Genomic DNA, 12,736 nt, shown 5'->3' with positions numbered 1-12,736 from the left:
CTACATCAACCTGGTGTCGAGGTCATCCCAGCCCCACGGTGCCGCCGGAGATCCACCCGGTTCTCTCCCGAATCGAAATCGCCCGACTTGATCGCATTCTTCAAGGAAGAGATCGAATTGGCCTGCTGCGGGCAGTCGCTGAAGGAGCATGTCGACTTGTTCTTTTGCGCCGATTACTCGCATCTGCCTCAGCAGGGCGCGCGAAGTTAGCTCGCTGATGTGAAAATCTTCGGTGCCGGCACGTTCAGCCAACACGGTAGCTTGCCTGGTGAGCCCAATCCTGTTCAGGCTATGCAAGAGTCTGCTCACGCTAAACGGGTCATCCAGCCTGATTCGAGCGGTGGCACGCCCGGCCAGCACCGCGACTTGCTCAGTCGCCCCTGCCTTCTCCAGAGCCTCCAGTAGCGACCCTACGCCGTATGTTTTTTCGAGGTTGGCATGAGCAGCGGGGTTACGGTTCAGCAGCTCAGTGAGCTGTTCGTCGGCCCCGCTTCCAAGGAGGCTGTGCAGTAGCGCGGCTACGGCGTCCGGATCGTCGAGTGGTGTTTGCATGACGATCCGCTCAGCCAGTTTGGTCACCTGCGCCCTCGCTCCGACTTCGTCGAACCTGTTCAGCAGCACCGCTGCGGCCTCGACATCATCGACAGGAGCGTATTCAGCCACCCGCTCAGCAAGTTGCCTTGCCTGCTTCTCTGCCCCGACTTCGCCGAGCCTGTTCAGCAGCACCGCTATGCCTTCGACATCCTCGACAGGAGCGTGCACAGCCACCCGCTCAGCGAGTAGCGTCGTTTGCTCTCCCATCCCGAGTTCCAGCAGCCGATTCAACAGCGCAGTCAGGTGATGGGGGTCGCCGAGGGAGACATGCGCGACCGGATCACGGGCGAGTAGGGCGGATATCTGCTCTTCCGCACCGGCACGCCGCAGACTACGCAGTAGCCGCGCCACGGCGTATGGGGCATCGAGTGGAGCGTGTCCGGCCGGGTCACGGGCCAGCAAGGCGTCCACCTGCTGGCCCGCTCCGGCCGCCCGGAGCTTGTCTAGTAGCTCAGCCACGGCAACCGGGTGTTCGAGGGACACGTCTTTGACGGCCTGCTCGGCTAGCGCCCGCAGATACTCGCCCGCCCCGACTCGCCGCAAGCAGTCCAGCAGCGCCCCTACGGCGCCGAGGTCGTCGAGGGGAACACGCGCGATGGGGTAACGGCCAAGCAGCGCGGTGATCTGCTCACGGGCCCCAGCCTTATGCAGTCCGTTGACCAGCGCGGCGACGTCGTAAGGATCGTTGAGTGGGACGTGCGGCACGGCCCGTTGAGCCAGCATGGTTACCTGCTCGTTCGCCCCGGCCCTCCACAGACACTCCAACAGCCACCCGGTGGCGCGCGCGTCATTGACTGAGGCGTGAGCGCCAGCCCGCGCAGCCAGCCGACGCTCCTGTTCACTAATGCTTATGTCGTGGAGCTTCTTCAGCAGCAGCCCAATGGCGTCCACATTCTCGAGAGATACATGGGCGGCGGCCCGCTCAGCGAGCGCATGCACCTGTTCGTTATCCCCTATCTGCCGTAGTAGGTCCAGCAACTCGGCTACGGCGACTGGGTCATGGACGGAGACATGCGCGGCGGCCCAGGCAGCTGGACGGCGGTCGGCTGGGTCGATCGCGTGCAGGTGGTCGACAAGTGCATGCGCGGCGCGGGGATCACCGTGGATAGCGGCGTTCGTGTACAACCGCGCGGCGGTGCGGTAGAGCCCACGGCTCCGCGCGGCGTTTGCGAGCGCGGGCTGGTCCGCGGGATGTGCGTGGACGGCGGCGGACCAGAATGCTCCAGGTGGGAACTTGTCGGCGCGCTGGCGTGCGGCGTGCTGCAGTAGATAGTCATCGATGTTGTAGGCGGGCGGATCTCCGGTACGGGCGCGAACGGGGGTCAGCGCGGTCAAGGTCGCCCGGATATCGGTGCGCTCACCATCACCTCGCCACCCTCGGACGAGGTCACCGAGCGCGGTGGTGAAGCTGTCAGGGCTGTCGGGGCGGGTCAAGGGGGTGAGGTAGCCGTCGGCGGCCGCGGTCAGCAACTCTCTGGGGATCGGGTGGGTATGGCCGAGCAGGCGGGCGTCGAGCGCCGCGGTGATCAAAGCATGCTCGACTGGAGTGAACAGGCCTCCTCGACGACTGACAGTACTGTGCAGGTAGGCGGCCAGTAGTTCGGGGCCGCCGGAGATGTGCTGGATGACGCGACCGTCGCGACTGCCGGCTTTCAGTGCCTGGGCGAGGCTGCGGTCCGCGTTGGTCGCGCCCGACCGTAGGACCAGTTCAGCGAGTTGTTTCCGTTGGTCGGGGTCCAAGTGGTCAGGCACCGGAATCTGATGGGTCCGCGGGCCGGTGAGTAGATCCCGCGCGGCGGGATGGTTGTCTGGGAAGCCGCCAGGTGTGGTCAGTTGCTCCCAGTACGGGTCGTACCACATAGCGCCGAGCACGAGCAGGCGGGGGATTTCGCGCAATGCTCGGCGCAGCAGACGGGCGGCACGTTCGCCATCTGGGCCAGCCAGGTGACGCTGAGTTTCATTCAGCCACAGCACCGTCTCGGAGGTAACACCACCGGCCTGCAAAAGCGCGGTGAGCTCGGCGGCGTCGAATGGGGCGACCAGCCGCCAGCCGGGCACCACAGCGCGGGCCGCCTCCCATAGCGCGCGGGTCTTCCCCACGCTCGAGTCACCGGTCAGCACCAGCAGCGAGGACCCCCGCCCGTGTGGGTCAGCCACGAGATTGATGCGCTCGCGGAGCTCCTTATCGTGCGGACGCGGCAGATACACCGACAGGCCGACATCGGAACCGCCCAGATCTACCGGAACGGTCTGGTGGACCCCAAGGTCGAACGGGTCGGCCGCCGCCATAGCAGACACGGTCAGCCCGTCGACCCCGGCAAGATTCGCCACGACAGAGCGAGCCCGCTGTCGATCAGCCTGAACGCGGCGCTCGATGACTTCTTTGAAACCCCGCTGGCTCATACGGCGGCTCTGGGTACCCTCGCGGTAGAACGCCTCGCCTTGCCGGAAGACCGTCCTGGTGTCCTTACCGTGGGGGTACTGACCGTCAGCGCGGAAAAACGCGATCCCCTCCGGGTTAGGTGCCACATAGATCAAGGCGACCTGCTTGCCGTCGACCTCGTGGACCTGTGACCGGATCTCTAGCGTGTCAGGCAGCCAGGTCAGCAACATCGGTCGCAGCCTCGCCTCGTCGAAGCACTCGAGCTGAGCCGGAGTAAGGGCCCCGGTGGGAACACCGTGCTCGTCTACGCCAATCACGAGGAATCCACCGCTGGCGGACATCGCGCCAACGTCCTTGGCCAGTTCCACCTGATTACGTTTCCGGTCGGCGCACCCCTTGCTCAGGTCACAGGACTCCTTGAAGTCCAGCGTCGGGTACTCCGCCTCCAGCGCCAGCAAATCAAGGAGCTTACGCCGGTTGACCATCGGCTCGATCACGACCGGATCCGCCGCTCCAGACTCGACCACCCGCTCAACGTACCAGCGGATACTGTCGTGCAGATACCTGGATTTCGACTACGGCCCATCCTTCCTTGCGAAGGGCTTATCAGCACGAAGACCGACTGTCCGAGCCCGGCAGGAGCACTCATGACTAACCATCTCCAGCACCGCTAGCCGTTCCGGTCGCCTGGCGGTTTAGAGCCTGCCAGGCCCCAGCCGAAAGGCGTAGCGATGAGGCCTATTCCTGCGGGATCAGCGATTCTCGAGTCGAAGATGGGGCACCCTCGGCCTCCCACGACCTGACGCCCGCTCAGTCTGCCAACATGGTTGAAGCACAGCGGTCTATGGCAGTACTCGTCGGGGTGGTTACCGACGGCTGCCTGAGTCCGGTTCCGCCGAGCGCGAGGGGCGGGCTCTTACGCCTCTTTGGCGGACGGAGTTGCGACGGGTGGCAGCAACAATCCCGCTGGCGGATCCGTCAATTCTACATGGGGGAATACGGGCGGCACCTCCCACGACGCAACATAGCGGAGATCTATCTCGCCGTTCCCGAAGTTGGCGTCGGCGAAGGACACCGTGCCGCCGACGAACCTTGCGTCGGCGAAGGTGACCGCGCCATCCGCAAACGCCGCGTCGGTGAAGGTGACCATGCCATTCGCGAACGTGGCGCGGGTAAAGCAGACCTCACCGGGGGCGAACCACACGTCGACGAAGAAGACCTCGGCGCCGGCGAACGTAGCGTCTATGAAGGAGACCACGGCGCCGCTGGCGAATCTCGCGCTGTCGAAGAAGACCTTGCCGCCAGCGAACGTCGTGTCGAAGAAGGTGACCCGGCTACCGTAGACGAACTCTGCTTCGCTGAAAAGAACCTTGCCGCCGGTGAACTGCGCGTGGCTGAAGTCGCCGCCGTCGAAGCGGGCACCGGTGAAGTCGAAGTCGTGCCCTTGCCAGGAGACGCGGGCGTCGACGCGCAGGTGCGCAGTGATGATTGCGATGATGGCATGGCGGATCTTTTGCTTGCGTCGAAACACCAGCCGCTCGGCGGCCGGAGCATCCGGGCTCGGGTCGGGCTCGTACGGCATGCGCACGTAGGCACACAGCACGTCGATGCACGTCTGTCTGCCATCGGCCCAGTCGTCGGCCAGGCCAGCCATCGCGTAAGCCCCGGCCAGTCGCACTTCGGGCTCGCTATGGCCGAGTTGCCCAGCCGCAGCGGCAAACCGCTCGTTGAACACCCGCACCCGGTCATCGTCCGCGCGCTGTCGCTCGTGCAGCATGCGCTGCTGCTCACGGACCTCGCTGACCTCAGCCAGGCGCTGCTTGCGGTAGTTCATCACGAGCGCAACCAGCGCCCCTACCCCCGCCACCGTGCCCAGCACCAGCTTCAGCATCTCTAGCAGGTCACCCACAGACAGCGCCCTGTGCGCGCCCAGGCGAGGGAATCCCAGCATCGCTAGCGCCACCACGGTGACCACCGCGAGCCCCACCACGGCACCGATGCCGGCGATCGTCAACGCCCGGCCGATCGGCCACAGACCCGCTGCCGCCTCATGCCTCCGTCGAGACTCGAGCTTCCCGTCCCCCTCATCGCTCATAAGGGCGACCGTACGAGCCGCCACGTCCAGCGAAGGAGGCATATGAGCCCGACGTCCACATCCGGACCACGGCCAGAATGAGCCACGGACGATGCCCAGCCTTGAGAAGTACGCGCGACGCGTTGGTGAAGAGCTTGCGGGAATGGGGGTCCCCGCAGGTGGCGCGGTCAGTGACCGCCTCCCGTGCACCGGTGCTCTTGCGAGAACGGCCATTCCCTCCAGTTGAGATCACGCGGGCTCGATGTGGATTGCTGGCGTTCCGACGGATCGACTCCGCATTGGCGAAGCATCCCCGGTCCCCTGACAGCTGTCGGTGGCGTCGCCCATCATGTGACCGTACGCCGACGGTAGGGAGTAAACATGGCGGTGGTCGATGAGGAGTGGGTCGCAGCACGCGTCGGCGAGGCTGCCGCGCTGCCAGCGGCGGAGCAGGACCCGTCTATTGTCCGGCTTCGCGCGCTGCTCGAACGCTGTGCTGCCCACTTCGCGCATCTGGCACCCGGAGGAATCCCCTCTGCGCTAAGGCCACCACGCCGCGGTCTGCATCCGGATGAGGCCTCGGCGTTCCTCCGTACGGTCGACCGAGGGCTCGCGGTCGTCGACGAGGCCGGCTTCGTCACGCTCACCTGCGTGCGCCCGAAGACGCCCCCTGGGCGCTACGCACTGCTCAGCCGTGGGCAAGCAGGACCGTACGTGAACCTTGAATACCTAATCCAGATCGGTGCCGCAGGCGAACTGGCCGCAACCTACGGCTGGCCCGCCGATCGTCTGGACTTCGAACGCGGTGAGTTCGACATCCTCGGCTTCGACCGCCAGGACCGCGTCGTGCTGGCCGTCGAAGCTAAGGCACGCGTCACCGGACAAGACAGTCTGGAAAAGCTGCTCCTGGCCTGGCTGCAGTACAACGACGCCAACGGACAGGCACCCGCCACGAACGCCGGCCGCAAGTACCTCGCACTGCGCCGTCTATGCGAGAGCGAGCCCGTGACGGTATGGCTGGTCGCCGCCGGTGCCCGATGGCCACTGCAGGCGACATGGACTCCGAACGGCATCGACTTGACGACCCATGAACCACCTTCCTATGACGGGCTGGCAGGAGCCGGCTCAGACCAACGCGCAGTGTTGTGGTCGCGCCCCTATGACCCGGCACTGCACGGACACAAAGGCCGCGGGGCGTCCGGCAGATGCTCATGGTTCTGCGACGCGCCAGCTGTGTGGTCGACGCGCGTACGGGAGGTCGGCGGCAGTGAGAGCACCTTCGCGCTCTGCGAGACGCACCATCGACGGGTCGAGAACGTCTACCGCCAGTAGAGCCCCGGCCGTTGACGGCATCGGGTTCGGTAAGCACCCCTTCAGCTCGAGGGGCCGGTAGCGCCGCTACGGCGGCGTGACGAAGATTCAGCGCGAGGTAGGCAGATTAGCGAACGCACCAATCGGCCGGATGCCGATGAACTGCCTACGATCTGCCTAAGCCCACGAGATTGAGCAGCCGCCAGGAATCACGGCTTACTGCACTCCTCTCACACCCTCGACAACAGCCGTGACCTGCGACTTTCGATATGTCGGGATTGACCTGGACCCGTGACCTGCGACTTCGAAGCTGCGGATTAAAAGTCCACAGCTCTGCGAGAATTCCCTACTCAACGCGCTACCGCGCTCTATCTCACGGTACCACTACGTGCCATTCAGTCTGCGTTAGCCATTCCCTTCTTGGCGTATCAGCCCGACGGTGTGCCGGGTGCTGCCGGGTGGTACCGCGACATACGAGCACCCGCGGAGCACCCAAGCCGGGCCGTTGGGCTTGTATGACTATGCATCGCACCTACTCCTGAGGGCCCGCGCCCGATGTCATTTTGCGGTTCTGCTCGGCGGGTGCACTGATCGGGACATGGTTCTTTACGGAAAGGGCGTTCTGCGCCCCAGCCGGTGAAGCCCGGCGAGTGGGAGCTGGACTGTCGTCCCGTTGATGACCGGACTACTTTCCTGGCCCACGCTCTTGCTCTGCATGCACTTCACGGCCCTGGCCCCTGGCCGGATGGCGGCTATCCACTCCCCGACGAACCGCCACGCGACAGCGCCGACAACGGGCCCCTCATGACGAGCGTGGTGCTCGATGGCGTCCGGACCCACCATTTCGGCATCGCGTCAGAATCAGCGGCGGCGAGAGAAGTGGGTGATCTCCTCGGAGGGATCATGTCCACATCACCCCGCCGCCGGGCGCCGATCCGACGGGGAATGGCGGGCCGAGCTGACCAAGCGGATCGCGACCGTGCGCGGGTTCGTTCCGATGCTGTGCGAGGTCATCGCCCTCGGCGCCACCGCCGAAGGCGAGCCGGTCCTGGAGGCGATGAAGACGCTGCCGCAGGTGCTGGGTTTTCGCTCACGGAAGCTGCCGGGCGGGAAGGTACCAGCGCGGCTGGTCGAGGACCGCTTGGTCCACCATCAAAGGCCTGCTTTCAAGATCATCCCAACGTGGGTTCTGGGCTTACTTGGGCTGGACCCGTGCCATTGGTGAGACCGCCCCGACCGAGCCGCCGGTGCCGCGACCACATCGCTCTGAACTGAAGGGTGATCATGGCTCCCCCACCTTCAAACAGTCCCGGCGAACTCGCTGATCCAAGCGGCTGTCAGGTCGGGGCGTTCCATGGGAAGAGCATGCCCGGTGCCGGGGACGATCTCACAGTGGACGTCGGGGATCAAAGCCTGGGTTCGGGAGCGCACTTTGGCCGGGTCATGGAGGGTGCTGTGCTGCCCGAGGAGTAGCAGGGTTGGAGCGGTCACCGCACGGAGTTGATCATCGGACAAGACGTGCGCCGGTGGTAGCCGGCGTACGAACGCGACGGCCGATCGGCCCACGCGCAGGAGTTCGGTCTCGTTCAGGGTGCCGTTGCCCAGGATTCGAGCGGCGTGACGGCGAATGTGAGCGGGTGTCAGGCCCGCGATGCCGCAGGCGAACATCCATGCGAAGAACCTGGCGCTCGGCTGGGCGAGTCCGGCGGGATCGATTAGGCACAGCGTAGCGGTCCGGGTGGGCGCACTGATCGCGTGGTGAATGGCCAACCAGCCGCCGTAGGAACAACCGACGAGATGGGCGCGCTGCACGTTCAAACCGGTGAGCGTCTCCTGCAGCCATGCCGCGCCGTCGCGTCCGTTCTGGATCGGTGCTCGTTGGATTGAGCGGCCTGGCTCTCCAACGGTGTCCAGCGTGTAGACCGTGTGCCGTTCGCCGAGCAGCGGGACATGCCGGTACCACATCAGTGCGTTACCGAGTGCCCCAGGGAGCAGCACGATCGGTGCGGCGCTGATGTCGGCGGAGCCATGTCGGTACACACGGGTCCTCCCGTATCGAGTCGTTATGTCGAGGGTCTCTCGCGGCTCGATCCATAGGCGATCGCATGCCTGGTCGTAGGCGGCGTAGAACTTGGCCTGGGCTTTCGGGTTGCGGAACCGGCCGATGCGGCTCTCGGGATTGCTCATTGCCATCGTGCCCTCCATGGCCGAATGCTGTACGCTTGTATTAATACCTTTGTATGACGAGTGTCAGCTAGAGGGAAGCCGCGTGCCGAGGAAGGTAGATCACGGAGAGCGCCGGCGGCAGATCGCCGAGGCGTTGCTGCGCATCGCCGGCACTCAGGGGCTGGCAGCAGCCACCATGCGCCATGTCGCCGCAGAGGCCGGTGTCTCGGTGCCGTTGGTGCAGTACTACTTCAACAGCAAGGACGAACTCCTGCTGCAGGCACTGCCCTATCTCGGTGAGCAGCTTTGGAACCGTGTCCGGGGAAGACTCGATCCGCTGGATACGACCACAGTCGAGCCACGTGAGGTCCTGGAGACCACCCTGTGCGCGGTGCTCCCCACAGACCAGCAGAGCCGTCAGATCATGCTCGCCTACAACGCTTACTACGCTCTGGCGATCACTCAGCCGAACGAGGCGACCCGCCACGCCTTGACCCATCCCAACGCGATGGAGCGGTTCCTGGCCGATCAGATCCGCCGGGCTCAGCAGCGCAGCGTTATCTCCGCTCACGACGATCCACGACGCATCGCCGCCGGCCTTCTCGCACTCACCAACGGCTTGGCGCTTGGTATTTTGGGCGGCCAACATGACAGCCAAGCCGCCCAAGCGATCCTTACCTACTACCTCGACCGGCTCTTCATCCGCTCCAGATGATCACCGGGCCGCCACATCCGGGCCAGGTCCCGTTACACCGGCGCTCATTGCCGATGCGTCATGGTTTCCTGGGAATTGACGGCTCGTATTCTTATCGGAAGTGGTCACCCGATGAGCAAAAGGGATATATGGCTGGCCGAAAGCCCTTTCCTTCGCGATCTGGGCGTGCAGTGGTCTGAGGGGGAAACCGTCCTGAACGTGGCCGAGCCGCACACCGCGGCCGGAGCGCTGCACGGTGGGGCGGTTGCCGCGCTGGCGATGGCCTCGGCCCAGGCCACCATGCGCACCTCCGACCCGGATCTGGACCCGGCCACCACGTCACTGCACGTCACTTACGCACGCCCCGGTCTCGGCAGCGTGTTCACGGCGTCGAGTTCGACCCTGCGCCGCGCGCGGGAACTCGGCTTCTATCAGACCGAGATCCGCGACGGGTCCGGGACGGTGATCGCCGGTGCGTCCAGCACGCTTTCTGCCGCGCGACGCGAAGAATCCGTCGTCGAACCCATGCCGCCACTTCTCGGAGACCCGGCCGAGTTCGCCGAACAGACCGAGGCGATCCCGTTCCTCACCCGACGCGGCCTGCACGTCCAGGGCATCGAGAGCGGCGCCATCGAGATCACCATGGCACCGGTGGAGCGAAACCTCGACGGCCGGGGACGAATCCATGAGGGCGCCCTGCTGACCCTGATCGATCTTGCGGGTACCAGTGTGCCGTGGACTCATTCGCGCCCGTCGCCACGCGGTGCGACGATCGCGTTGCACGCTCAGCTGGCCGGAGAGCCGTCCGACGGCGCCGTCGTCGCACGTGCGAGGCTCCGAGCACACGATGATCGGGTCTTCTGGTGCGACATCGACGTCTTCACCGGCATGACACGCCGGCTTCGCGCGCGAGGATCCATGGTCTACCGCTACGCCTGAGCCGATCTGAACACGGTCGGGACGGCCCTGGAGAGTGAAGGACGGATGGCGGAAACAAATACTTCGCGGGTGGTCGTACGCCGGCTGGAGCGGATCGACCTGGGAGAGCTCCCGTACGTCGACGCTCTGGCGCGTATGAGCGAGTGGGTGCGGCAGCGGCAGAGCGGGCTGATCGGGGACCGCCTGGTCCTCCTCACCCATCCCCCCGTCATCACCTACGGTTCACGGACCCCGCGGCACGAACTCCCCATCCGATCCTCGATTCCGCTCGTCGAGGTCGACAGAGGCGGGCAGGCGACCTACCACGGTCCCGGACAACTCGTCGGCTATCTCGTGATGGACCTTCGCGAGCGCGGCCCCGGCGACATCGTGCGCTGGCTGGAGGAAGGTCTGATCACGGCGCTGGATTCATTGGGTTTCCGGACCGTGCGGCGGGACACGCCCCCAGGGGCGCAGAGCCTCGTCGGCATCTGGACACCCGACCGCAAGAAACTGGCCTCAATCGGCATGCGCATCCGTCGTGGCGTGACCAGCCACGGATTCGCGCTCAACATCGCGCCTGACCTAACGGTATTCGACACGTTCACCGCCTGCGGGCTGCCCGACGAGGTGATGACCTCGCTGGCCGAGATGGCCGCCGCCGACGGGAAGCACACACCCACCGAGAAAACGGTACGCGACAGCATCGCCGAATCGCTCGGGGCCACGTAAACGGGAATCGGCGATCAGCCCGTCTCGGCCGCCACAGACGATCATGCAAACGCAAGCCGGCCGGGTGAGGTTCCCCGGCTTGCGGGGACCGGGCGGGGGCCGCAGGCTGTCGGCCGAGGAGAGCGGCCACCCACTGCATCCTTCGCGAGGCCGCTTCAGCCTCAGAGTTCGTCGCGCTCATCGACCGGCACCTTCGTCGCCCGCAGCCGCATGGCCGGTCGGGAGACCGCGGGTGCTGGCCCTCCGCCGAGGCATGTCTGGTGATCGACAGCACCGGGCCCTGCGGAGAATCGATGAGCAGGTCACCTTCGCCGGGCGGACTCCTTCATTCGTCACCCCTGAGGTGCCGGCCTGCGGGGCGTGAGATTGCCGACTCGATGCGTCAGGCGACCACCTCGGCGCCGAGAGTCGTACACGCACGGGTCAGGACGACGCGCCGAAGCTGTCAATGATGGAGGACTCGGCTCTGACCGGCGGCGTGCGCCGAGGCTACGGGATGCCCGGGTCGCGTGGATGGTCGTTTCTCATGCCACGTCGCCGGAGCGCGGCTGCAGGTTGATCGCGGAAATCACGGCCGTACCGGCAGGGCCTGCGAGAAGCGCGCAGAGGCGGACGAGTACTACTACGCAAAGATCGTTCAGAACCTGCCGGTTCGCCGCCGACGAGATGCCAGTTCCGGGAGCTGATGGACGCCGCTGCCTGGCCGGCAGGACCTGCATCGATGAAGCTCCGGCGTTCGTCCTGGTGGGCGTGGCCGCGTCGTCGTCCCGGTGGCCGGATCCAGCCACGGTAGGGAGTCACACGACACGGTCGTCACCCAGAGCCGCGCTATAGAGCGGCATGCGCGTTGTTAGGGGCGGTGTCACGGCAATAGCGGGGGCCGTCTGTCTAATGAGATCGACGGTTCGTAGGGCTGTCTCCCGCAGGACGGGAGGCGGCCCCCCGCCCCAACGGGGAGCCGCCACACACATGTCGACTCTGAGCTTGAAAGGAGAGCCGCCCTATGAGCATAGATACCCCCTGCTTGGCGACTCCGGGAAGCGACCGCGATGGCTAAGCGGGAACCCGATGGGGAGGGGACCGCGCCCTCCTCGGCCCGGCCCACGGGGTCGACCGTGGTGCGCCGCGTCGGCTTGGCGGCGGCCGCGCCCGGTTCATCGGTGATCGGGTTCGCGCTCGGCGGGACCGTCGTTGCGACCGTCATGTTCGGCATCGCGTCCCTGCTGTTGGGCCTCGACGTGGTCTTCGAAAGGCTCCAGCAGTGGAAGCAGTACAGCGCGCTCGCCCAGGTCGACGGCGTCACGCCGCACGACCTGAACGTCCACACGGCGATCCAGAAGGGCCTGATCGTTCCGGTCGATCTTCGGCGGTACGTCGATCCTCCGAAAACCCCGCCGACATAGCCATCGCCAAGAGCTCGATGGCGAATCGCCGTGGGGTGAGGCGCCGGCCTCTGCCGCGTCGCCTCACCCAGGCGCATCCGTGAATGTGAAGGCCGTCGATCGCCGCGGCGGTGCGCTCGATCAGGTCGGCCAGCGCCCGCTGGTCGGCCGTCAGCACCCGGTCCGTGCTGGCGAGCTTGAACAGCCGGCGGGCGATTACGGCCAGGGCGCGCACTGGCCGGGTCGTGGCGATGTTGGGCGCGTCCAGGACCAGCTCGGCGGCGTCGGCGACATCGGAGTCGTCGGTGGTGGCCAGCACCCGCGCCAGGTTCTCCAGCACCGCGGCGTCGGCTGCGGCCACGTACACAACGCGCATTGATGCACGCTCGACAAGGCTGCCCGGCGCGTCGGTGACGGTGGCGCCGCCGATGGTCTTGCCGCGGGTGCGGGCCGATTCGTGGCCTTCGAGGGACACGACGAGA

Annotated in this window: 10 protein-coding genes; 5 read left to right on the top strand and 5 right to left on the bottom strand. The window is 65.9% G+C overall.

The genetic code is table 11. The annotated features are described in order from the left end of the window. Positions 1-3,504, bottom strand: coding sequence for an ATP-binding protein (locus NE234_RS41260; protein WP_252786610.1), 3,504 nt, complete (start codon positions 3,502-3,504; stop codon positions 1-3). A gap of 389 nt (positions 3,505-3,893) precedes the next feature. After that, positions 3,894-5,072: a hypothetical protein gene (locus NE234_RS41255; protein ID WP_252786609.1), complete on the bottom strand. Its 1,179-nt coding sequence runs from the start codon at positions 5,070-5,072 to the stop codon at positions 3,894-3,896. Between the two features lie 360 nt (positions 5,073-5,432). On the opposite strand from NE234_RS41255, the gene NE234_RS41250 reads away from it, so the two are divergent. Both NE234_RS41250 and NE234_RS41245 read left to right on the top strand, forming a co-directional pair. Next, a complete protein-coding gene (locus tag NE234_RS41250) occupies positions 5,433-6,383 on the top strand; it encodes a hypothetical protein (RefSeq protein ID WP_252786608.1) in 951 nt (316 codons plus the stop codon). An 802-nt stretch (positions 6,384-7,185) separates the two neighbouring features. After that, positions 7,186-7,587, top strand: a complete 402-nt coding sequence (locus NE234_RS41245) for a hypothetical protein (protein WP_252786607.1) — start codon at positions 7,186-7,188, stop codon at positions 7,585-7,587. Between the two features lie 74 nt (positions 7,588-7,661). On the opposite strand, the gene NE234_RS41240 is transcribed toward NE234_RS41245, so the two are convergent. After that, positions 7,662-8,567: an alpha/beta fold hydrolase gene (locus NE234_RS41240; RefSeq protein ID WP_252786606.1), complete on the bottom strand. Its 906-nt coding sequence runs from the start codon at positions 8,565-8,567 to the stop codon at positions 7,662-7,664. 64 nt (positions 8,568-8,631) lie between these two features. On the opposite strand from NE234_RS41240, the gene NE234_RS41235 reads away from it, so the two are divergent. The 3 genes from NE234_RS41235 (at position 8,632) to lipB (ending at position 10,872) form a co-directional block, all read left to right on the top strand. Further along, positions 8,632-9,243 (top strand): TetR/AcrR family transcriptional regulator, encoded by a 612-nt coding sequence (locus NE234_RS41235; protein ID WP_252786605.1) that lies wholly within the window; start codon positions 8,632-8,634, stop codon positions 9,241-9,243. Positions 9,244-9,354: 111 nt separating this feature from the next. After that, positions 9,355-10,161: a PaaI family thioesterase gene (locus tag NE234_RS41230; RefSeq protein ID WP_252786604.1), complete on the top strand. Its 807-nt coding sequence runs from the start codon at positions 9,355-9,357 to the stop codon at positions 10,159-10,161. Between the two features lie 69 nt (positions 10,162-10,230). Continuing rightward, on the top strand, positions 10,231-10,872 hold the full coding sequence (gene lipB, locus NE234_RS41225; RefSeq protein ID WP_406567138.1) for a lipoyl(octanoyl) transferase LipB: 642 nt from the start codon (positions 10,231-10,233) through the stop codon (positions 10,870-10,872). 1,154 nt (positions 10,873-12,026) lie between these two features. Here the strand turns inward: lipB and NE234_RS41220 are convergent. Together NE234_RS41220 and NE234_RS41215 are read right to left on the bottom strand one after the other, a co-directional pair. After that, positions 12,027-12,197 carry a hypothetical protein gene (locus NE234_RS41220; RefSeq protein WP_252786602.1) on the bottom strand — a complete coding sequence of 57 codons (171 nt, stop codon included), beginning with the start codon at positions 12,195-12,197 and terminating at the stop codon, positions 12,027-12,029. Then, positions 12,172-12,729: a hypothetical protein gene (locus NE234_RS41215; protein ID WP_252786601.1), complete on the bottom strand. Its 558-nt coding sequence runs from the start codon at positions 12,727-12,729 to the stop codon at positions 12,172-12,174. Before NE234_RS41215 ends, NE234_RS41220 begins: the two co-directional genes overlap by 26 nt. Positions 12,730-12,736: the final 7 nt, after the last annotated feature.

Source organism: Actinoallomurus rhizosphaericola (assembly GCF_024055675.1).
Taxonomy (GTDB): Bacteria; Actinomycetota; Actinomycetes; order Streptosporangiales; family Streptosporangiaceae; genus Actinoallomurus; species Actinoallomurus soli.
The sequence above is the reverse complement of the archived record's forward strand: the minus strand, read 5'-3'. Positions and strand labels throughout refer to the sequence as shown.